The sequence below is a fragment of the Agromyces sp. NDB4Y10 genome (assembly GCF_001620055.1).
Classification (GTDB): Bacteria; Actinomycetota; Actinomycetes; order Actinomycetales; family Microbacteriaceae; genus Agromyces; species Agromyces indicus.
Window position 1 is genome coordinate 1 of sequence record NZ_LQGY01000006.1, and the last position, 20,085, is coordinate 20,085.

Consider the following 20,085-nt stretch of genomic DNA (forward strand, 5'->3'; position numbering starts at 1 on the left):
TCGGCGCCGTCGGGCACGGGCGCGCCCGTCATGATCCGCACGGCGGTGCCCGCCGCGAGCGCCGCCGGCGCGCCGGGGGCCGCGGCGACCTCGCCGGAGACGGGGAGGACCACGGGCGCGGCGGCGACGTCGGCCGCGCGCACCGCGAACCCGTCCATCTGCGAGTTCCGGAACGGCGGCAGGTCGAGCGGCGACTCCACGGGCGAGGCCGTGATCCGCCCCAGCGCGTCGGCGAGCGCCACGACCTCCGAGGGGCGCGCGCCGAGGGGCGCGAGCAGCGACCGCACGAAGCGGGCGTGCTCCTCGACCGGCATCCGCTCGCCCATCAGTACCGCACCACGCCCTCGTCGACGGTGCGCGACCAGGCGTCGATGCCGCCCGTGAGGTTGCGGACGTCGGCGAAGCCCGCGCCCGCGAGCATGCGGGCGGCGTACTCCGATCGCACCCCGAGATGGCAGTACACGACGACGGATGCCGCGGGGTCGAGCTCGCCGAGCCGATCGCCGAGCTCGCCCAGCGGGATGAGCACCGACCCGTCGATGGCGGCGATCTCGACCTCCCACGGCTCGCGGACGTCGAGGAGCACGGGCGCCGCGCCGTCGGCGAGCTCCGCAGCGAGGGATCGGGCATCGACATCGGCCGTCGCGGGCCTCGGGCGAGGCGCGTCCGTTCCTCCGCGACCGACGGCGCCCGGGGCGGGGCCTGGGGCGCTGCCGTGGGAGGCGGCGGCTGCGGCATCGCGGCGATACGCGATCTCCCGGGTGCGGCCCGAGAGCGCGTCGTAGACCGCGACCCGTCCGAGGAGCGGCTCGCCGATGCCCGTCAGCACCTTGAGCGCCTCGGTCGCCATGAGGCCCCCGGTGACGGTGCACACCGACGGGAGGATGCCGTCCACCTCGCAGCTCAGCCCGGCGTCGGCCGGGGGCTCGGGGAAGAGGTCGCGGTACGAGACGCCGCGCGCGTCCCAGCACACGCCGACCTGCCCGCCGAACCGGGCCGCCGAACCCCACACGAACGGGATGCCGGCGCGGGCCGCCGCGGCGTCGGCGACGTAGCGGGTGCCGAGGTCGTCGGTGCCGTCGATCACGAGGTCCGCACCCGCGAGCAGTTCGTCGGCGCGCTCGTCGTCGAACCGGTGCGGCACGGCGACGACCTCCGTGTCGGGCGAGAGCGCCGCCGCGGCATCCGCCGCCGAGTCGACCTTGGGCCGCCCGACGTCGGCCGGTTCGTGCAGGAGCTGCCGGTGCAGGTTGGTCTCATCGACGCGGTCGTCGTCGACGATCGTGAGGCGACCCACGCCGGTCGCGACGAGTATGGGCACGACCGCGCTGCCGAGGCCGCCGGCGCCGAGCACGACCACGTGCGACTCGGCCAGGCGCTGCTGCCCGGCCGCGCCGAACCCGGGGAGGACGCGCTGCCGGGCGTACCGCGGCGAGGTGGGATCGAGTGGCGGCATGCGTCGATTCTCGCAGCCCGCGGACCACCCCGGACCGGAACGGAACTTGTCAACCCGTCCGTCTTGAGGCGCTCTCACAGGCTGGATTCCGGAAGAATAGTGGCAATGCGACCACGAGGGGGCCGCCGATGAGCCGGACGGAAGACGGATCACCGAAGCGCCACGCCGGCTTCGGGGACCTCGTCCGGGCCGCGCTGCCCCGCCGGCCCCGCTTCATGCGCGGGCCCAGGATCGCCGATCCGCTGCGAGCTCCGGTGATCCGGACCGAACGACTCCTGCTGCGCCCGCACCGGCTCGCCGACGCGCCCACGTGGTATGCGTGGCAGTCCGATCCGGCCGTGATCGAGCATCTCTCATGGCCGCTGCGCACGCGCGCCGAGTCGTACCTGCACCTCATGCACCGCACGCGCCACACCCGGCTCGAGCAGCTCAACGACTTCCTCGCGCTCGGCGTCGAGTACGACGGGCGCCTCGTGGGCGACGTGTCGCTGCACCTGCGCTCGCTCGAACCCGAGACGCGACGGCTCGAGATCGGCTGGCTCGTCGGCCCCGAATGGCAGGGCCGCGGGTTCGCCCGCGAGGCCGCCGAGGGGATGCTCGGGCTCGCGTTCGACCGCATGCACGCCGCGACCGTCGTCGCCATCATGACGATGGGCAACGAGGCCTCGCACCTGCTCGCCGTGCGACTCGGTTTCGAGGAGGCCGGCGAGACCGACGGCGACCGCGTGACGGTGCTCACCGCCGAGCGGTACCGCGCGATGCGCGGCGACCGGGCGGCCGGCGACCCCGCGACGGGCGAGGCCGCGACCGGCGACGAGACGATCCCTCCGGCCGCCTGAGTCAGCGCGGGGTGTCGAAGCGGATCTCGACCGGATCGGCGTCGGCGAGCTCGGCCCACGACCGGGCGGAGAACTTGAACTCCGCCACGGCGCACGTCGGCATGTGCTCGATCTCGGCCGAGAGCCGGAACGCCAGGTCCGACAGGCCCGGGTCGTGCGCCACCACGAGCGCCGTCGAGAGCCCGTCGTCGAGTTCCGCCACGATGTCGAGGATCGTCTCTGGCGACGAGCCGTAGAGCCGCTCGTCGAGGACGACCGCGGCCGGGTCGACGGCGAGCGCGGTCGCGAGCGCCTCGGCGGTGGTGCGCGCCCGCACGGCCGTGCTGGAGAGGATCGTGTCGGGGCTGGTGCCGCGCTCCCTCAGCCGTCGGCCCATCTCGGGAGCGTCGCGCCGGCCGCGGTCGTTGAGCGGCCGGTCGTGGTCGGCGAGCGTCGGATCGGCCCACGCGGACTTCGCGTGACGGACGAGCACGAGGGTCTTCATGCGCCGAGTCTGCCACCGCTCGCCCGGCCCGCGAGACCCGCGGCGAACTCGAGCACGCAGAGCGCGGCCAGGCGCACGGTCCGGCCGTCCGCGGCATCCGTGGTCGCGTCGATCTCGACGAGGTCGGCGCTGCGCACCCGTCGGTCGAGCCCCGCCGCACGCGCGAGCGCCCGCAGCTCCCACGCCTGCAGGCCGCCCGGGACCGACGCCGGGCAGGCCGGCGCGACCGCGCGGTCGCAGACGTCGACGTCGATGTCGAGGTGGACCGGGCCGCCGCCCGCCCCGGCGATCTCGAGCGCCTCGGCCATGACGAGCGACGGGTGCGCGCGGTGGTGCAGTTCATCGCGGTGCACGACCGTGATGCCGAGCTCCTCGGCCCGTCGTCCGTACGCGGCGGAGTTCGCGAAGTCCTGGATGCCGATCTGGACGATCCGGCTCGGATCGAGGCCGGCCTCGATGAGCCGGCGCACGGGCGAGCCGTTCGAGATGCCGTCCCGGAGGTCGTGGTGGGCATCGATCGTGACGAGGCCGGCCGTGGCGAGGTCGGAACCCCAAGCGCCGAGCGCGGTGGCGACCGTGACCGAGTTGTCGCCGCCCAGCGCCATGAGCGCGTCGGACCGGCCGAGCACCTGCGCCACGCGGGCGCGGGTGACGGCCTCGCCGGCCTCGCCGTCGGGATCGGCCACGTCACCGGCGTCGACGAGGCGCAGGTCGCCCAGGTCGACGCTGCCGGCGGGACGGTCGGAGCCGAGGTCGCGCGATCGGTCCGCCGCGAGGGCCGGACTGTAGCGACGCAGCGCCGCACGGATCGCGGCGGGGGTGGCATGCGCGGCCGTCGGCGAGAGCGAGGTCCGGAAGGCGGGGACGCCGAGCACCGCGAGGTCGGCGTGCTCGTCGGCGGCCATCGCGTCGAAGTCGGGCCAGTCGCCCGCGCGCGGCCAGAGCGGATCGTGCGACAGCGCCGTCTCGGTCATGGCCTCGACGGTAGCAACGCGGGAGCCCGCGTCGTCCGCCACGCGAGGGCCGATGTCCGCGATCCCGGACGGTCGGGAATGCCCGCGCGTCGGAAACGTTGTGGTTGATACCCCCTAGGGGTATAGTTCCTCGCAGAACAGGGAAGGCCATCATGGACACGCACCCCGAGACCCCCGCACACGACCGTCACGGCGGCGTCGACGCCGCCGCACTGCGCGACGACCACGAGAGCCACGCCGGTCACGACTCGCACGCCGGCCACGATCCGCAGGGGGACCACGACGCGCACGCCGGCCACGATCCTCACGCCGGTCACGGCTCGCACGCCGGGCACGCAGGGCACGGCGACCACGTCGGCCAGTTCCGCCGACTGTTCTGGATCATGCTCGTCATCGCCGTCCCGACCATCGCCTTCTCAGGCATGTTCGCCGACCTCCTCGGCTACGAGCTGCCCGACACCCCCATCGTCATGTGGATCCCCCCGGTGCTCGGCACGGTCCTGTACTTCTGGGGCGGCTCGCCGTTCCTCACGGGAGCATGGTCGGAGCTGAGGGCCCGCAAGCCCGGCATGATGCTCCTCATCGGCCTGGCCATCACGGTCGCGTACGTCGCCTCCCTCGGCGCGAGCCTCGGGTTCTTCCCCCACCACCTCGACTTCTGGTGGGAGCTGGCACTGCTCATCGTGATCATGCTGCTCGGCCATTGGATCGAGATGCGGTCGCTCGCCGCGACCTCGTCGGCGCTCGACGCGCTCGCGGCCCTGCTGCCCGACGAGGCCGAGCGAGTCACCGACGCGGGCATCGAAACCGTCTCCCCCGCCGAGCTCCGGCTCGGCGACGTGGTCATCGTCCGGCCCGGTGGCCGCGTCCCCGCCGACGGCGACATCGTCGACGGCACGGCGGCGATGGACGAGTCGATGATCACCGGCGAGTCGCGCACCGTGAGTCGGGGGCCCGGCGAACGCGTCGTGGCCGGTACGGTCGCGACCGACACCGCCATCCGCGTGCGGGTCGCGGCCGTCGGCGACGACACGGCGCTCGCCGGCATCCAGCGGCTCGTCGCCGAGGCGCAGGCCTCCAGCTCGCGCGCCCAGCGCCTCGCCGACCGCGCGGCGGGATGGCTGTTCTGGTTCGCGCTCGTCGCGGCGGCGATCACCGCGGTGGCGTGGGCGCTCGTCGGACTGCCCGACGAGGGCGTCATCCACACCGTGACCGTGCTCGTGATCGCCTGCCCCCACGCGCTCGGGCTCGCCATCCCGCTCGTCGTGCAGATCGCGACCGAGCGCGCGGCCCGCGGCGGGGTCCTCGTGACCGACCGGCTCGCGCTCGAGACGATGCGCACCGTCGACGCCGTGCTCTTCGACAAGACCGGCACGCTGACCCGCGGCGAGCCCGCGGTGACGGATGCCGCGGCCGCCCCCGGCCACGACCTCGACGAGGTGCTCGCGCTCGCGGCCTCCGCGGAGCACGACTCGGAGCACCCGCTCGCGAAGGCCGTCGTGGCCGACGCCGAGCACCGTGGACTGCGGCTTCGCGCGGCATCCGGCTTCGCGGCGTCGGCCGCCGTGGGCGTGACGGCGCGCGTCGACGGCCGCGAGGTGCACGTGGGCGGTCCCGGACTGCTCGCCCGCGAGGGCCTGCAGGCGCTCCCCGAGTCGGCCACGTGGGCCGAGCGCGGGTCGACCGTGCTGCACGTGGTCGTCGACGGCGAGGTGGCGGGCGCCCTCGCCCTGGCCGACGAGGTGCGTCCCGAGTCGCGCGAGGCCGTCGACGCGCTGCACGCGCTGGGCATCCAGGTCGTGATGATCACGGGCGACGCCGAGCCCGTCGCGCGCACCGTCGCCGCCGACCTCGGCATCGACCGGGTGTTCGCGGGCGTGCGCCCCGAGGACAAGGCCGCGAAGGTGCAGGAGCTGCAGCGGGAGGGCCTGTCGGTCGCGATGGTCGGCGACGGCGTCAACGACGCTCCCGCCCTCGCGCAGGCCGACGTCGGCATCGCGATCGGGGCGGGCACGGATGTCGCGATCGCCTCGGCGGGCGTCATCCTCGCGTCGAGCGACCCGCGTTCGGTGCTGTCGGTGATCGAGCTCTCGCGGGCGTCGTACCGCAAGATGCAGCAGAACCTGTGGTGGGCGGCCGGGTACAACCTCGTGTCGGTCCCCCTCGCGGCGGGCGTGCTCGCCCCCATCGGGTTCGTGCTCCCGATGTCGGTGGGAGCGATCCTCATGTCGCTGTCGACGATCATCGTCGCCGCGAACGCGCAGCTGCTGCGCCGGCTCGACCTGCGCCCCGAGGCGTCGGCTCGAGCGGTGCTCGAGCGCGCCTAGCACCGCCGCCTCCCGTCGTCGGGGGTGCGCCATAGGCTCGACGGCGTGGCCACCCTCGACGACGTCCGCCGCATCGCCCGCGCCCTGCCCGGCAGCGAGGAGCGGGCGACGACGGGCGGCGCCGCCTGGTTCGTGCGGCGTCGTCTCTTCGCGTGGGAATGCCACCCGTGGCCGAGCATCCCCGATGACATGCGCCAGGTCATCGCGTCCGAGCTCGTCGTCGGCGTCAAGGTGGGCGACCCGGTCGATGCGCTGGCCCTCGTCGAGATGGCGCCCGAGGTGTTCCTGCGCACCACGACCTCGTGGGGCGAGCCCAAGGTGGCGTTCCGGATGGCGCGGATCGATGCCGACCACCTCGGCGAGCTCGTCACCGAGGCCTGGCGCGTGCAGGCGCCGAAGTACCTGCGACGCGAGTTCGACGCCGCCGAGGCGGCACGCGCGGCCGACCTGCCGCGCAGCTGACGCCTCAGCGGGCCGGAGCCGCCGGAACCGCGAGGGCGAGCAGGTCGTTCACCGACGAGAGCACCGCGTCGTGCGGCGCCGCCTCGAGCTCGTCCCGGCGGGCCGCCCCCGTGAGCACGCCGACGACCCAGCCCGCACCCGCGGCCCGGCCCGCCTCGAGCACGGGCAAGCCGTCGCCGGCGACGAGCACCTGCCGCACGTCGGACGTACCGGTGAGCTCCATGGCGTGGTGCACGGCGTAGGGTGCGGGCGGCGCCACGGCCACCTCGTCGGCGCAGACCACGGCGTCGACGACGCCGAGCCCGTCGGATGCCGCCCCGACCCGCCAGCCCAGCGCGGCCAGGGTCGCCTCGGCCACCGAGCGGGTCGCCTCGCACACGAGCGCGATCCGCACACCGCGTCGCCGGAGCTCGAAGAGCGTCGCCTCGACGCCGCGGATCGGCTCGGGGGCGTTCGGGAAGCCCGCGGCATCCGTCGACCGGCGCCGGATGGCGGCACCCTCGAAGCCGAGGACGGCGAGCGTGATCACCGGCGCCTCCCCTCGACCGGATGGGATCGACGCAGCGGCGTGCGCCGGTCGACCTCGTTCTCGATCGTGAAGGTCGCGAGCTCGGGTCGGTACCGGTCGTCCGCGTACGACAGCGGCCGCCGTGCCGTGTCGAAGGTGATGCGGCGTTCGCGCAGCAGCGGACTGCCCGCGCACACCTCGAGCGCCTCCGCATCCAGCGGGTTGGCGGCGACCGCGTCGATCGTGTGCCGCGCCCGCCGGAGGTCGACGCCCTTCGCGACGAGGTGCGCGTGCAGCGAACCGCGGTCGGCGTCCATGTCGGCGAGCAGGGCGCCGATGTCGGGGGCGAACGACGTGCGCTCGACCATGGTGGGCACGTCGTCGAGCAACCGGACCCGCACCACCTGCACCACCGACGCGCCCTCGTCGAGTCCGAGCACTCCCGCCACCGCCGAGGGGGCCGGCCTGCGCGCGGCCTCGATGGTGCGCTGACCCGGCGTCCGCCCGATCGATCGCGCCCACTCGGTGAACGACGAGAACGTCGAGAACGGCTGCGAGGGCACCACGCGGGCCACGACCGGCGCGCGACCGCGACCGCCGACGATGTAGCCCTCCTCGCGGAGCGCGAGCAGCGCCCGGCGGACGGGCCCGCGCGACGTGCCGAACTCGCGGCACAGCGCCGCCTCGCTCGGCAGCCGCATCCCGGCCGTCCAGGTGCCGCGCCCGATGCGCTCGCGGAGCGCATCGTGCACGCGTTCGTGGAGCGGCACCTCGGTCGACATGCATCGAACGTACGGACTCCGCCCGGCCCGTGCGGTGGGCGCGACACGACCGTCCGGTGAAGGTTCGGTGAACCCGCGGAGACCCGGCGCCGTGGTCGGGTGGCGTCAGTCGCCGAGCAGTTCCCGCATCTGCTCGATCTCGCCGGTCTGCGATTCGATGATCGACGCCGAGAGCTCGAGCGCCTCGGCGTTCTCCCCGGTCTGCTGGTGCTGCTCCGCCATGTCGATGGCGCCTTCGTGGTGCTCGATCATGCCCTCGAGGAACAACCGCTCGCCGTCGGCGCCGTCGGCCGCCTCGATCTCGTCCATCTCCTGCTCCGTGAGCATGCCGTCCATGCCGCCGTGCGCGCCATGGCCGCCGTCCATCATGCTCGGCATGCCCCATTCCTCGAGCCAGGCCTCCATCTGCTCGATCTCCGGCCCCTGGGCGGCCTTGATCTGCTCCGCGAGTTCCACCACCGCCGGGTCGACACCGTCCTTGGCCAGGATCAGGTCGCTCATCTCGATCGCCTGTTCGTGGTGCGGGATCATCATCTGCGCGAACATGACGTCACCGCGCGAGAAGTCGTCGCCCGATTGCGAGCTGCCGGGCATGCCGCCCATGCCGTCGCGGTCCCGATCGCGGTCGAGGTCGTTCGTCGCGATGACGCAGCCGCTGAGGCCGAGGGCGAGGGCGACCGCCGTGGCGGCGGCGAGGCGGCGGGCGCCCACGGCGCGGGCCGAGTACCGGGTGGACTGGCGCATGAGGGAACCTCCGAGGTCGCGTCCGATACCCCTCAGGGTACTCCCTCGCGAGCCTCGCCGGCCCGACAGACCTCGGGGCTACTGGCGCACGTCGACGGATGCCGCGGCATCCGTCGCCTCGGCCTGTCGCGCCGCACGCCGCGCGCGCCGTCGCTCGCGGGACCCCTCGACGAGGTCGTACAGCGCGGGCAGCACGAGCAGCGTGAGCACCGTCGACGACAGCAGTCCGCCGATCACGACGAGCGCGAGCGGCTGCGAGATGAACCCGCCGCTGCCCGTGATGCCGAGCGCGAGCGGCATGAGCGCGAAGATCGTCGCGAGCGCCGTCATGAGGATCGGCCGCAGTCGCCGCGAGGCGCCGTGGAGCAGCGCGTCGCGGACGGTCATGCCGCGGTCGCGGTACTGGTTCACGAGGTCGATGAGCACGATCGCGTTCGTCACCACGATGCCGATGAGCATGAGCACGCCGACCAGCGACGCGACCCCGAGCGGGATCCCCGTCACGACCTGCAGCAGGATCGCCCCCGTCGCGGCGAACGGCACCGAGACGAGCAGCAGCAGCGGCTGCAGCAGCGACCGGAACGTGGCCACCATGACGATGTAGACGATGAGGATCGCGGCGAGGAGGGCGAGTCCGAGCTGGGAGAACGACTCCTGCTGGTCGGCCGTGACGCCGCCGATGGACGCCGAGGTGCCGTCGGGCAGGTCGACCGCATCGACCGCGGCCTGCACCTCGGCGCTCGCGGTGCCGAGGTCGTCGCCGTCGGGCGTGGCCGCGACGGTCGCGCTGCGCAGCCCCTTCACGGTCGTCACGGAGGCCGGACCTTCGGCCTGCTCCACGGTCGCGAGCGAGTCGAGCCGGACCGTGCCGGTCGGCGTCGGCACCGGCAGGGCCGAGAGCGCCTCGACCGTCGTCGGCGGTTCCTCCGCCGCGAGGTAGATGGTGAGGGTCTGCTCCTCGATCACGATCGACCCCGCCGCCTGCGGCTGCATCGACGCCGAGACGATGCCGCTGAGCGCCGCCTCCGAGTAACCCGCCTCGGCCGCCGCCGCGCGGTCGACCGAGACCGCGATGTACGGCTGCGACGCCTCGAGGTTCGAGGTGACCTGGGTGAGCGAATCGAGGCCCGCGAGCTCGTCGACCACGGCCTGCGTCGCGTCCCGCAGGTCCTCCTGGTTCGACGCGGTGATGTCGACCTCGATGTCGCTCGAGGCGCCGAACCCGCTCTGCACGGCGAGCGTGATCTCGCCGACGTCGTCGAGCTCCTCGAGTTCGGCGCGCACCTCGGCCTGCAGGGCGGCCTGGTCGGCACCCTCGTCGGTGGTGACGTTGTAGGCGATGGTGTTGCCGCTGCCGCCGAACGCGGCGAGCGCCCCGCCGCCGGTCGACGTGCCGATCGAGGTCTGCACGGTCTCGACGCCCTCGACGCCGCGGATGGCCTCCTCGACCGGCTCGGACGCGCTGGCGAGGAATTCCAGACTCGAGCCCACCGGCAGCTCCTGGGTCACCCGGAAGGTGTTCTGGCCGCTGTCGCCGAGGAAGTTCGTCTTCATGAACGGCGCGAGCGCGACGGTCCCGGCGAGCACGAACACCGCGGCGATGATCGTGATGGCCGAGTGCCGCAGGGTCCACCCGAGCACCGGCAGGTAGCCTTTCTGCAGTCGCGACGGGTGCTCCAGCTCGTCGACCGCGCCGGCGCGCGGGGGTGCAGCGGATGCCGCGGGGCCGGCCGCCGCCGCGCCGGCCTTCGGCCGCAGCCCGGTGCCGCCGTCGGCGTCGCGGAGCTCGGGCGCGAGCCACACGTCGTCGACGAACGCGGCCGCGGCTGCGGCATCCGCTTCGGTCTGGCCCTTGGCGGGCTTGGCCGGCTTGAGGAACCAGTACGCGAGCACCGGCACGATCGTGAGCGACACGAGCAGCGACGCGAGCAGCGCGATGGTGACCGTCAGCGAGAACGGACGGAACAGCTCGCCCGTGACGCCCTCGACGAGCGCGATCGGCAGGAACACCGCGACGGTCGTGATCGTGGAGGCCGTGATCGCGCCCGCGACCTCGCGGACGGCGTGGATGATCGTCGACGCCTTGTCGACGCCCGCGACGTAGTGCCGCTTGATGTTCTCGATGACGACGATCGAGTCGTCGACGACGCGTCCGATGGAGATGGTCAACGCGCCGAGCGTGAGGATGTTCAGCGTGTAGTCGGCCGCCTGGAGGCCGATGAACGTGATGAGCACCGACGTCGGGATCGAGATCGCGGTGACGAGCGTGGCCCGCACCGACAGCAGGAACACGAGGATCACGAGGACCGCGAACACGAGGCCGAGGGTGCCCTCGACCGCGAGCGTCTCGATGGAGCGTTCGATGTACGGCGCTTGGTCGAACACGACCGTGAACTCGGCGCCGGGATTGGTGGTGTCGAGCGCGGCCTGCAGGTCGGGCAACGCCGCCGCGATCGCGTTCGAGACCTCGACCGTGTTCGCCGAGGGCAGCTTGGTGATCGAGATGGCGAGCGCGGGCGCGCCGTTCACGCGCGAGATGCTCGCCTGCGGGTTGGCCGTGAGCTCGACGGACGCCACGTCGCCGATGGTCAACGCGACGGGCACGGCGACCGTGCCCGTGTCGGCGTCGACGCCGGGGACGCCCTCCACGCCCGGGAAGGCGCCGTCGCCTTCGCCCTCGGGGAACTCCGGAGCCGGCTGCTGCTCGGTCGCGCCGAGCAGCGGGAGCGCGGCGACCTCCTCGACGCTGCCGAGCCGCGTGCCCGCCTGCACCGCGAACGTCGAGTCGCCCTCGGTGATCTGGCCGGCGGGCAGGAGGACGCCGCTCTGGGCGAGCGCGTCGCGGATGGCCTGCGTCGTGAGCCCGTACTGCGCGAGCGCCGCGGGATCCGGCGTGATGACGACCCGTCGTCCCTGGTCGCCGACGAGGGTCGCCTCGCGCACCCCGTCGATGTCGCGGAGCTCGGGCAGCGTCGTGCGGGTGATCTCGTCGGAGAGGGTCGACGGATCGTCGGCCCCGGTGACGGCCACGGCGGTGACGGGCAGGTCGTCGAAGCTGAACGCGATGACCTGCGGATCGACGTCGTCGGGCAGTTGCGGCGCGATCCGGTTCACCGCCGAGAGCAGCTTCTGCTCGGCGAAGGCGAGGTCGGTCCCGAAGGTGAAGCTCGCGACCACGCGGGAGACGCCCGTCGAACTCGTCGTCGACGTGGAGTCGAGGCCGCTGATGCCCTGGATCGCCGTCTCGATCGGCGTGGAGACGTCGGCATTCACGACATCCGGCGACGCCCCCGGGTACGCGGTGATGATGCTGAGCTGCGGCAGCTGGATCGACGGCGCCAGTTCCTGCTTCAGGTTCGTGAGCGCGATGCCCCCGAAGATCGCGACCACGATCGTGACGAGCGCGATGAGGGCGCGGTTTCGCATGCTGAGCTTCGCGAGCAGGGACATGGTGTCGATTCTCGCAGCGGGTGAGGGGCCCGGAAGTCCTCCGAAAGTGGGATTCCATCGCCGGAGGGGGTGGAATCCCATCCGAATGGACGGTAACCTCCGAATCACGTATGACCAGGGGGTGGCGCATGCGAACGGCGATCGCGGTGAACCGCACGCCACTGCTGCGCGCCGCGCTCCTCGGTTCGGGCCTCGCGGCCGCATGGGTCGTCGTGAGCCTCGCCGCCGGCCCGTCGAGCGCATCGGCCGAGGAGGACCCCAAGGGGGTCCTCGGAACCGTCGGCTCGGTGGTCGGCACCGTCGGCGGCACCGTCGACACCGTGGTCGACGAGGTGGTCGACCCGGTCGTCACCTCGGTCACCGCGCCCGTCACCACGACCGTCGAGGCCGTCCAGCCGGTCGCTCCGGCGCCCGCGCAACCGGTGGTCGAGGCGGTTCCGGTCGTCGTCGACACGGTGACGGATGCCGCATCCGGCGCCGTCGACGACGTGGATGCCGTGGCCTCCGAGACGGTCGCCGAGGTCGCCGGAACCGTGGGCGACGTCGCGGGCTCGAGCCCGGTCGGCTCGCTCGTCGACACGTTGGACACCACGGTCGGGCTGCTGCCGATCGTCGGGCCGGTGCTCGACGACGCCCCCCTCGACGGGCTCCTGGGCCCGGTCGCGGGCGGAGTCGACGACGCGCTCGGCACGGTCGTGGGTCGCTTCGGCCCGCTGCCCGACGGCGGCGTGCTCCCCTCGCTTCCCGACCTCGGCATCGCGCCCGGGTCGACGGAGGCCGTCGTGCCGCTCCCGGTGGAGACCGGCGGTGCGGTGCTCGTCGTTGCGGAGTCGAGCGTCGGCGCCCAGTCCGGCGCACCGCCGGGCGACGACTCGGCGACTCCTGCGGCGGCCCTCACCTCCGACTCCGGTCCGCCGGGCACCGCACCGCCGCTCGGCGCGCTCGCGCCGGCCCCCGGTCTCGCCGGGGGCGCCGCCGACGCGCCGTTGGGCGCCGGCACGCCCGCGGGCGGCTCGACCTCCGGTTCGGCAGGATCCGGCGGCATCGCCGGCTCCGACGCGGCCTCGGCCGCCCACGATCTCGACGCCATGGCGTCCCTGGTGCTCCACGCGGTCGACGACGCGCTGCCGTCGTCGCCGATCTACGACACCGACACCACCCCTGACTGACGGGTGCCGTTCCGCCGCTCCGCCGGCGGAAGACGGTCGCCGCTGCCATCCGGCAGCGCGCACACCCAACCAGTTCAGGAGTAGGAATCATGAAGCGATACGTTTCGAGGGCGCTGTACGCGACCCTCTTCACCGGGGGGCTCATGCTCCTCGGAGCGGGCGTGGCCCACGCCTCGGAGACGACCGGCGAGGACGGCATCGCCTCCGGCACGCAGGCCGGGATCGCCGTCGAGCTGCCCGTCACCATCGGCGGCAACGCGATCTCGGTGGCCGGCGACTCGACGTCGTCGGACGCCTCGACGGGCGCATCCGCGGGTGACGCCGGCTCCGGCGGATCCCAGCCCGTGGCCGTGACCTCCGGTGAGGACGGCGTCGGGTCCGGCAGCCAGGCGATCGTCGAGGTGGCCGCGCCGGTGACCGTGAGCGGCAACGCCGTCTCGGTCGCGGGCGACTCCTCGTCGAGCGGTGCGAGCACCGAGACCTCGTCGAGCGGCGGTTCGGGCGGCACGGATGCCACCACCAGCGGTGATGGCTCTGCCGCCGGCGGAACGCAGGGCGTCGCCGACGTCGCGGCACCCGTCACGGTCGGCGGCAACGCGATCTCCGTGATCGGCGACTCGTCGTCGGAGGGCGCCGAGACCGGCACCACCACCGGCACGGGCACCGGATCCGGCTCGGACGCCGGCACCAACGGTGAGGACTCGGTCCTCGGCGGCACCCAGATCGTGCCCGGCGCCACCGCGCCGGTCACCGTCGGCGGCAACGCCATCTCCGTCCTCGGCGACTCCTCCTCGGAGGGCGCCGGCACCGCGGTCCAGCCCGGCGCGGGCACCGGATCCGGCTCGGACGCCGGCACCAACGGTGAGGACTCGGTCCTCGGCGGCACCCAGATCGTGCCCGGCGCCACCGCGCCGGTCACCGTCGGCGGCAACGCCATCTCCGTCCTCGGCGACTCCTCCTCGGAGGGCGCCGGCACCGCGGTCCAGCCCGGCGCGGGCACCGGATCCGGCTCGGACGCCGGTACCAACGGTGAGGACTCGGTCCTCGGCGGCACCCAGATCGTGCCCGGCGCCACCGCGCCGGTCACCGTCGGCGGCAACGCCATCTCCGTCCTCGGCGACTCCTCCTCGGAGGGCGCCGACACCGCCGTCCAGCCCGGCACGGGCACCGGCAACGGCGCGGGCACCAACGGTGAGGACTCCATCCTCGGCGGCACCCAGATCGTGCCCGGCGTCTCGCTCCCGATCACGGTCGGCGGCAACGCCGTCTCCGTGATCGGCGACTCGTCGACCGGCGGCTCGAGCACGGACGTGACCCCGGGAACGCCGGGAACGCCGGGAACCCCCGGCACCCCTGGCACCCCGGGAACCCCCGGCACGCCTGGAACCCCCGGAACCCCCGGTACGCCTGGAACCCCCGGTACTCCGGGAACCCCCGGCACGCCCGGTGAGGGTGGCGCCGCACTTCCGGGCGCCGCGCCGTCGAGCGTCATGACGTCGGGCACCGTTGCGGCGGGCATGACCACCGCACCCTCGGCCCTCGCGTCCACCGGCGCGGAGACCGGCGGGCTCGGACTCGCGGCGCTCCTGCTGGTCCTCGCCGGCATGCTCCTCGTGGGCTACCGGCGCATGGCGGCGGCACGGGACTGATCGGGTGACACGCCCTCGGCCGGGCAGGTACGGCGAACCCGCCGCCTGCCCGGCCGTCGGGCTGCCCGCGAGGCGCCCGGTGCGACCCGGGCGAGTCAGACGACCGCGGCGAGCACGCTCTGGTCGGGCACGGGCGTGCGGGCGAGCGAGCCCCACGCCCGCGCGAGCGCCTGCACCGCGGCATCCGTCACCTCGGGCGGGTAGCAGATCGGCAACCGCAGGAAGCGCTCGAAGGCGCCGTCGATGCCGAACCTCGGCCCCGCAGCGACGATGAGCCCTTCGGTGCGGGCGGCGAGCGCGAGCTGGGAGCTGACGGGGGCTCCGAGGCCGACCCAGGTGACGATGCCGCCGTCGACGTGCGGCACGTGCCAGCCGGGGAACGCGTCGGCGAGGAGGGACTCGAGGTGCTCCCGCCCGGCGCGCAACTGCTCCCGGCGGAGCTCGAGGATGTCGTCCATCCGTCCGAGCAGGCGCGCCACGATGAGCTGTTCGAGGATGGGCGTGCCGAGGTCGCCCGGCGAACGCACCGCGAGCAGGCGACGGATCAGCGGCCGGTCGGCGCGGATCCATCCCACGCGGATGCCGCCCCAGACCGTCTTGCCGACCGAGCCGACCATGACGGCGTTGCCGTACGCGGCCAGCGGCAGCGGGTGCTCGGCACGGTCGATGTCGAGCTCGGCGGTCGTCTCATCGGCCACGACGACGGTGCCCTGGCGCGCTGCGGCGTCGAGCACGCGCTCCCGCGCCTCGGCGCTCAGCGATCGGCCCGTCGGGTTCTGGAAGTCGGGCATGAGGTACGCCGCGACCGGGTTGGCGTGACGGATGGCGCGCACGAGGTCGTCGGCCTCGTCGACCGGACCGAATCCCTCCGGGCCGACGTCGTGCGGGGCGACGGCGACCGGCACCAGCCGGGCACCGGACCCGCGCAGCGCCTCGTACGCGTGCGGGTAGGTGGGCGCTTCGATGAGCGCGCGGTCACCGCGCCCGACGAGCGCCCGCGACAGCAACGCGATGGCGTGCTGCGCGCCGATCGTGACCATGATCTGCTCGGGGCTCGTCGGCAGGCCCCGCGCCGTGTAGCGGTCGGCGATCGCGACCCGCAGCGCGGGCACGCCGATCGGGTCGAAGCCGGGGTCGCCGAGGTGCGCGGGCAGCTCGTCGACGGCCTCGCGCGCGACATCCGCGAGCCAGGGCAGCGCGGGCGGCGCCGCCTTCGAGAAGTCGACGTAGTCGGCGGCCGGCGGTGCCGGCAGGACCGCCGGCGCGCCGGGCAGCCGCGCCACGCTGCCGGAGCCTCGCACGCTGTGCAGCAGGTGCTGCTCGCGCAGTTCGCGGTACGCCGCGGTGACGGTCGTGCGGCTGAGGCCCAGCCGCTCGGCGAGGTCGCGCTCGGCGGGGAGCCGCGTGCCGACGGGGATCCGCCCGTCGAGCACCAGCAGTCTGATGCGATCGGCGAGGGCGCGGTAGGCGCTGCCGCCGCTCGAGCGCCAGTCGCCGAGGAGGGTGTCGAGCGCGCGAGCGCTCAGGGTGGCATCCATGGTGAAGCCACCATAGGCGAATTGGCTCTTTGCGGGAAGGCCAATCGGGGGATTGGATTGTGACCATGTCGCTCCGCACGTTCCGCGGCCTCCGCACCGCCGACCCCGCGCCGGTCTTCGCGCGCCGCCTGGTGCAGCTCGTCGTCGGCCTGTACCTCTACGGGCTCGGCATTGCACTCATCGTGCGCGGCGAACTCGGCGTGGCCCCGTGGGACGTGCTCACCCAGGGCATCGCCAAGCAGACCGGCCTCGGCTTCGGCCTCATCACCATCATCACGAGCGGCGTGGTGCTGCTCCTGTGGATCCCGATCCGCCAGCAGCCGGGCTTCGGCACCGTCATGAACGCGCTGCTCGTGGGCCCGTTCGCCGACCTGTCGCTGTGGATGATCCCGACCGGCCTCGACCTGTGGGCGCGCATCGTCATGCTGCTCGGCGGGATCGTCGTGCTCGCCGTCGCGACCGGCCTCTACATCGGCGCGCACTTCGGCCCCGGCCCCCGCGACGGCCTCATGACGGGCCTGCATCGCCGAACCGGATGGCGCATCTGGGTCGTCCGCACCGGCATCGAGGTGACCGTCCTGGTCACGGGCTTCCTGCTCGGCGGCAACGTGGGCATCGGCACGCTGGCGTTCGCCCTCCTGATCGGGCCCCTGTGCGGCTACACGATCCCGATGTTCGCGGTGAAGCGGCGGGCGACGGATGCCACGGAGCCGGCGGCGGTCCGGGACCGGGACATCCCGGACCCCGCCACCGATCCGTCGCCGGCGCAGGCCTGAGCTCCCGAACGACGCCGTCGCCGGCAGGTGGCGGATCCGCCACCTGCCAACCACCGACCCGAGTGGATAGCGTCGCAGCCAGGACGCCGCGAGGCAGGTTCGCCGAGACCCGTGCGAGCCGCGCGGCCCACCGGAGGGGGCACGACATGCGCGCACGCGCCATCATCATCGGAGCCGCCGGGCTCGCCGTCATCGGCTCGATCGGCATCGCCGGACCGGCCGTCGCGGCCGAGAACGGGCCGAACCCCAACGCGTCGTGCGTCGGGGTGGTCTTCCAGCCGCAGGCCACCGGGAGCCCAGGGGCGATCGCCGCCCGCGTCGCCGAGATCAAGGGCTTCGGATTCGGCAGCTTCGGCTCCATCATCGGCGGCTGGTTCGTCCACCAGGAGGACTGCTACGGCTGAGCCGGCCGGCTCGCCCGCGCGACGCGCGGATGCCGCGGGGCGCGCTCCCGCGGCATCCGCCTGATGATTCGCCTCAGCGGCTCCGCCTACAGGTTCGCCTCGGCGAACGTGCGCAGTGCGTCGCGCACGAAGGCGGCCCCCGCCTCGCCGCCGTAGTTGGCCGCGAAGCGGTCGTCGGCCACGTACATCTCGCCGAGGCCGATGACGTAGCCCTTCACGTCGCCGCCCGGATGGGCGGCCGGCGTGCCGGGCACCCCGGTCAGCCACTCGACGTGACGCCGGGCGAGCTCCTGGGCCTCCTCGCCGTCGGGCGCGACGCCCGACTCGGCGGCGGCGATCCAGTCGCGACCGAGTGCGGCGGTGCGCTCCTTCCACGCCTGCCGCTCGTCGTCGCGCAGGCCGCGCCACCAGCGGTCGCCCTGCGCGTACGCCTCCGCGCCCCAGCGCTGCTCGACCTCGTCGCGGTACTGCGTGTGGTCGAACCCGTCGAACATGTCCTTCGCCATCATCTGTTCACCTCCCTCCAATGCCTCGATGGTCCGTTCGACCGACGCGACCTGTCGCGCCAGCCGGTCCTGCTCCTGCCGCAGCCACTCGAGGTGCCCCGCGAGCGCACGCGATTCGTCGCGCTGCCCGTCGAGCACCTCCCCGATGGCCGGCAGGCCGAGCCCGAGCTCGCGCAGCAGCAGGATGCGCTGCAGCCGCACGAGCGCGGCTCGGTCGTAGTAGCGGTAGCCATTGGATCCGATGCGCGCGGGTTCGAGCAGCCCGATGTCGTCGTAGTGACGCAGGGTGCGGCTCGTGGTGCCCGCGAGCCGGGCGACCTCCTGGATCGACCAGTCCATGCGCGTCTCCTCTCCTCCGGCATCCGCTTCACCCGATGCTAGAAGTTGACGCCGCGTCAAGGTCAAGCGGATGCCGCGGCCCGACCCTTGACCTCGCTGCACACGCGATATATCGTGACTTGCGAACAACGCGATATATCGCGAAACGCGCCCGTCGGGCGCCGGCGGAGCGGCATCCGCTCGCCCAGGAACGAAGGAGCACCGCATGGCCATCGAGAAGTGGGTCGTGAACCCCGGCGAGACCCGGGTCATCGACCTCGAGCTCGTCCGCAAGCTGAAGGTCAGCCTCATCGGCGGCAAGGTCGACATCATCGCGCACGACGAGCCCGGCGCCCGCGTCGAGGTGTCGAGCGTCACCGGCAAGGACCTGCTGATCCAGATCGACGGCGACTCGCTCGAGATCGACCACCCGCAGCTGCGGTGGGACAACTTCATCGAGGTCTTCAAGGGCTTCCGAGGCAGTGCGAAGGCCGAGATCTCGATCCTCGCGCCGCGCGCGGTCGCGATGAAGCTCGGCGTGGTCTCGGGCGACGCGCTCGTGTCGGGCTTCGACAACGACGGCAAGTTCAGCGCCGTCAACGGCGACCTCGTGATCGACAACCACGCCGGCGACATCGAGTGCTCGAGCGTCTCGGGCGAGGTCTCGGTCGGCGACCACACCGGCCGCGTCGTCGCCCACACCGTCTCGGGTGACGTGACCGTCACGGGCGAGGTCGGCTCGTTCAAGGCCGACACCGTCTCGGGCGACATGATCCTCGACGTGCGCGGAACCCCGAGCCGCGTCGACACGAACACCGTGTCGGGCGACCTCACCGTGCGCTTCGACGCCGGCAGCGGCGCCCGCTACCGGGTCAACACGGTCAGCGGCTCGCTCCTGCTCGACGACACCCAGATGCGCGGCATGCTCGGCAAGGGCTTCGAGCGCATCACGGGCGAGCTGCAGGGCACCTGGCTCGACCTCGCCGCCAACAGCGTCTCCGGGAACATCTCGGTGATCCGCCGCCAGACCGCGGGGGCCACCGCCGACACGGGCGAGGCATCCGCATGACGCCGCCCGTCTTCGCCCACGGCAACCTGCGCCTCTACCTGCTCGCGCTGCTCGAGGAGCAGCCGCGACACGGGTACGAGCTCATCCAGGCCCTGTCCGAGCGCTTCGGCGGAACCTACTCGCCGAGCGCTGGCACCATCTACCCCCGGCTCGCGAAGCTCGAGGAGGAGGGGCTCGTCTCCAAGCGCACCGACGGTCGCAAGTCGGTCTACGAGATCACCGACGCCGGTCGTGCCGAGCTCGAGTCGCGCCGCCACGAGCTCGACGCGATCGAGGATGACGTGACCGACTCGGTCCGCCGCCTCGCGCAGGGCGTGCGAGCCGAGGTGGATGCCGCGATGCGCACGCTGCGCGCCGAACTCGCCAACGCCGCGCGCGAGGCGAAGAAGGCCGCGTCCACCGAGCACCCGACCCCGCAGCCGAGCGCGGACGCCACCCGCGCCGTCCACGAGGCCGACCTCGCGATCACCGAGTTCCGGCAGCAGATCCGGCGCGAGCTGCGCAGCCAGGCCAACCGGGGCCGGGTCGACGCCGACACCGTCGCACTGCTGCGCTCGCGCCTCGCCGACGTCCGCGCCGAGGTGCTGCAGGAGCTCGCCCAGCGCTGACCGCACGGCGCCCGCCGCCATC

18 protein-coding genes and 1 pseudogene are annotated in these 20,085 nt (G+C 73.5%); 9 read left to right on the forward strand and 10 right to left on the reverse strand.

What is annotated here, in order from left to right; all coding sequences use genetic code 11:
- Both AVP42_RS01920 and AVP42_RS01925 read right to left on the reverse strand, forming a co-directional pair.
- A pseudogene (locus tag AVP42_RS01920) lies at window positions 1–326 on the reverse strand (molybdopterin molybdenumtransferase MoeA); the annotation flags it as partial.
- A complete protein-coding gene (locus tag AVP42_RS01925; protein WP_067945600.1) occupies window positions 326–1,456 on the reverse strand; it encodes a ThiF family adenylyltransferase in 1,131 nt (376 codons plus the stop codon). The pseudogene AVP42_RS01920 and the gene AVP42_RS01925, both read right to left, overlap by 1 nt.
- Window positions 1,457–1,584: 128 nt before the next feature.
- Here AVP42_RS01925 and AVP42_RS01930 point away from each other — a divergent pair, with 128 nt between their 5' ends.
- Window positions 1,585–2,295: a GNAT family N-acetyltransferase gene (locus tag AVP42_RS01930; protein ID WP_082846919.1), complete on the forward strand. Its 711-nt coding sequence runs from the start codon at window positions 1,585–1,587 to the stop codon at window positions 2,293–2,295.
- 1 nt (window position 2,296) lies between these two features.
- Here AVP42_RS01930 and AVP42_RS01935 read toward each other — a convergent pair whose 3' ends face one another.
- Both AVP42_RS01935 and AVP42_RS01940 read right to left on the reverse strand, forming a co-directional pair.
- Window positions 2,297–2,779 carry a histidine phosphatase family protein gene (locus AVP42_RS01935; RefSeq protein WP_067945602.1) on the reverse strand — a complete coding sequence of 161 codons (483 nt, stop codon included), beginning with the start codon at window positions 2,777–2,779 and terminating at the stop codon, window positions 2,297–2,299.
- Window positions 2,776–3,753 (reverse strand): arginase family protein, encoded by a 978-nt coding sequence (locus tag AVP42_RS01940; RefSeq protein WP_067945604.1) that lies wholly within the window; start codon window positions 3,751–3,753, stop codon window positions 2,776–2,778. The genes AVP42_RS01935 and AVP42_RS01940 overlap by 4 nt, the downstream gene beginning before the upstream one ends.
- Window positions 3,754–3,905: 152 nt before the next feature.
- Between AVP42_RS01940 and AVP42_RS01945 the strand changes: the two genes are divergently transcribed.
- Together AVP42_RS01945 and AVP42_RS01950 are read left to right on the forward strand one after the other, a co-directional pair.
- Window positions 3,906–6,080 carry a copper-translocating P-type ATPase gene (locus AVP42_RS01945; protein ID WP_082846920.1) on the forward strand — a complete coding sequence of 725 codons (2,175 nt, stop codon included), beginning with the start codon at window positions 3,906–3,908 and terminating at the stop codon, window positions 6,078–6,080.
- A gap of 45 nt (window positions 6,081–6,125) precedes the next feature.
- Window positions 6,126–6,542, forward strand: a complete 417-nt coding sequence (locus AVP42_RS01950) for an MmcQ/YjbR family DNA-binding protein (protein ID WP_067945606.1) — start codon at window positions 6,126–6,128, stop codon at window positions 6,540–6,542.
- Window positions 6,543–6,546: 4 nt separating this feature from the next.
- On the opposite strand, the gene AVP42_RS01955 is transcribed toward AVP42_RS01950, so the two are convergent.
- The 4 genes from AVP42_RS01955 to AVP42_RS01970 all read right to left on the reverse strand — a co-directional run bounded on the left by AVP42_RS01955 (window position 6,547) and on the right by AVP42_RS01970 (window position 12,026).
- On the reverse strand, window positions 6,547–7,071 hold the full coding sequence (locus AVP42_RS01955) for an HAD family hydrolase (protein ID WP_067945608.1): 525 nt from the start codon (window positions 7,069–7,071) through the stop codon (window positions 6,547–6,549).
- Window positions 7,068–7,832: a GntR family transcriptional regulator gene (locus tag AVP42_RS01960; RefSeq protein WP_067945610.1), complete on the reverse strand. Its 765-nt coding sequence runs from the start codon at window positions 7,830–7,832 to the stop codon at window positions 7,068–7,070. Before AVP42_RS01960 ends, AVP42_RS01955 begins: the two co-directional genes overlap by 4 nt.
- Before the next feature lie 105 nt (window positions 7,833–7,937).
- Window positions 7,938–8,576, reverse strand: a complete 639-nt coding sequence (locus AVP42_RS01965) for a DUF305 domain-containing protein (RefSeq protein ID WP_067945612.1) — start codon at window positions 8,574–8,576, stop codon at window positions 7,938–7,940.
- Window positions 8,577–8,654: 78 nt separating this feature from the next.
- A complete protein-coding gene (locus AVP42_RS01970) occupies window positions 8,655–12,026 on the reverse strand; it encodes an efflux RND transporter permease subunit (protein ID WP_067945614.1) in 3,372 nt (1,123 codons plus the stop codon).
- 128 nt (window positions 12,027–12,154) lie between these two features.
- Between AVP42_RS01970 and AVP42_RS01975 the strand changes: the two genes are divergently transcribed.
- Window positions 12,155–13,195, forward strand: coding sequence for a hypothetical protein (locus tag AVP42_RS01975; RefSeq protein WP_067945616.1), 1,041 nt, complete (start codon window positions 12,155–12,157; stop codon window positions 13,193–13,195).
- An 89-nt stretch (window positions 13,196–13,284) separates the two neighbouring features.
- Entirely contained in the window at window positions 13,285–14,844 is a 1,560-nt protein-coding gene (locus AVP42_RS01980; RefSeq protein WP_067945618.1) for a hypothetical protein, read from the forward strand.
- A gap of 95 nt (window positions 14,845–14,939) precedes the next feature.
- On the opposite strand, the gene AVP42_RS01985 is transcribed toward AVP42_RS01980, so the two are convergent.
- Window positions 14,940–16,382, reverse strand: coding sequence for a PLP-dependent aminotransferase family protein (locus AVP42_RS01985; RefSeq protein WP_067945620.1), 1,443 nt, complete (start codon window positions 16,380–16,382; stop codon window positions 14,940–14,942).
- Window positions 16,383–16,447: 65 nt separating this feature from the next.
- On the opposite strand from AVP42_RS01985, the gene AVP42_RS01990 reads away from it, so the two are divergent.
- Together AVP42_RS01990 and AVP42_RS01995 are read left to right on the forward strand one after the other, a co-directional pair.
- Window positions 16,448–17,158, forward strand: a complete 711-nt coding sequence (locus tag AVP42_RS01990; protein ID WP_067945622.1) for a YitT family protein — start codon at window positions 16,448–16,450, stop codon at window positions 17,156–17,158.
- A gap of 146 nt (window positions 17,159–17,304) precedes the next feature.
- Complete coding sequence (locus tag AVP42_RS01995; RefSeq protein ID WP_067945623.1) at window positions 17,305–17,562, forward strand: hypothetical protein; 258 nt, start codon at window positions 17,305–17,307, stop codon at window positions 17,560–17,562.
- 86 nt (window positions 17,563–17,648) lie between these two features.
- Here the strand turns inward: AVP42_RS01995 and AVP42_RS02000 are convergent, their stop codons facing one another.
- On the reverse strand, window positions 17,649–18,407 hold the full coding sequence (locus AVP42_RS02000) for a MerR family transcriptional regulator (protein ID WP_067945625.1): 759 nt from the start codon (window positions 18,405–18,407) through the stop codon (window positions 17,649–17,651).
- 205 nt (window positions 18,408–18,612) lie between these two features.
- On the opposite strand from AVP42_RS02000, the gene AVP42_RS02005 reads away from it, so the two are divergent.
- Together AVP42_RS02005 and AVP42_RS02010 are read left to right on the forward strand one after the other, a co-directional pair.
- Window positions 18,613–19,455: a DUF4097 family beta strand repeat-containing protein gene (locus tag AVP42_RS02005; protein WP_067945627.1), complete on the forward strand. Its 843-nt coding sequence runs from the start codon at window positions 18,613–18,615 to the stop codon at window positions 19,453–19,455.
- Window positions 19,452–20,063 carry a PadR family transcriptional regulator gene (locus AVP42_RS02010; protein WP_067945629.1) on the forward strand — a complete coding sequence of 204 codons (612 nt, stop codon included), beginning with the start codon at window positions 19,452–19,454 and terminating at the stop codon, window positions 20,061–20,063. The genes AVP42_RS02005 and AVP42_RS02010 overlap by 4 nt, the downstream gene beginning before the upstream one ends.
- Window positions 20,064–20,085: the final 22 nt, after the last annotated feature.

Bases quoted from the DNA above. Each gene is read 5' to 3' on its own strand.
- AVP42_RS01980 (WP_067945618.1), top strand. From the start codon at position 13,285: ATGAAGCGATACGTTTCGAGGGCGCTGTACGCGACCCTCTTCACCGGG.
- AVP42_RS01965 (WP_067945612.1), bottom strand. From the start codon at position 8,576: ATGCGCCAGTCCACCCGGTACTCGGCCCGCGCCGTGGGCGCCCGCCGC.
- AVP42_RS02010 (WP_067945629.1), top strand. From the start codon at position 19,452: ATGACGCCGCCCGTCTTCGCCCACGGCAACCTGCGCCTCTACCTGCTC.
- AVP42_RS01940 (WP_067945604.1), bottom strand. From the start codon at position 3,753: ATGACCGAGACGGCGCTGTCGCACGATCCGCTCTGGCCGCGCGCGGGC.
- AVP42_RS02005 (WP_067945627.1), top strand. From the start codon at position 18,613: ATGGCCATCGAGAAGTGGGTCGTGAACCCCGGCGAGACCCGGGTCATC.
- AVP42_RS01945 (WP_082846920.1), top strand. From the start codon at position 3,906: ATGGACACGCACCCCGAGACCCCCGCACACGACCGTCACGGCGGCGTC.
- AVP42_RS01935 (WP_067945602.1), bottom strand. From the start codon at position 2,779: ATGAAGACCCTCGTGCTCGTCCGTCACGCGAAGTCCGCGTGGGCCGAT.
- AVP42_RS01970 (WP_067945614.1), bottom strand. From the start codon at position 12,026: ATGTCCCTGCTCGCGAAGCTCAGCATGCGAAACCGCGCCCTCATCGCG.
- AVP42_RS01975 (WP_067945616.1), top strand. From the start codon at position 12,155: ATGCGAACGGCGATCGCGGTGAACCGCACGCCACTGCTGCGCGCCGCG.
- AVP42_RS01990 (WP_067945622.1), top strand. From the start codon at position 16,448: ATGTCGCTCCGCACGTTCCGCGGCCTCCGCACCGCCGACCCCGCGCCG.
- AVP42_RS01925 (WP_067945600.1), bottom strand. From the start codon at position 1,456: ATGCCGCCACTCGATCCCACCTCGCCGCGGTACGCCCGGCAGCGCGTC.
- AVP42_RS01960 (WP_067945610.1), bottom strand. From the start codon at position 7,832: ATGTCGACCGAGGTGCCGCTCCACGAACGCGTGCACGATGCGCTCCGC.
- AVP42_RS02000 (WP_067945625.1), bottom strand. From the start codon at position 18,407: ATGGACTGGTCGATCCAGGAGGTCGCCCGGCTCGCGGGCACCACGAGC.
- AVP42_RS01930 (WP_082846919.1), top strand. From the start codon at position 1,585: ATGAGCCGGACGGAAGACGGATCACCGAAGCGCCACGCCGGCTTCGGG.
- AVP42_RS01995 (WP_067945623.1), top strand. From the start codon at position 17,305: ATGCGCGCACGCGCCATCATCATCGGAGCCGCCGGGCTCGCCGTCATC.
- AVP42_RS01985 (WP_067945620.1), bottom strand. From the start codon at position 16,382: ATGGATGCCACCCTGAGCGCTCGCGCGCTCGACACCCTCCTCGGCGAC.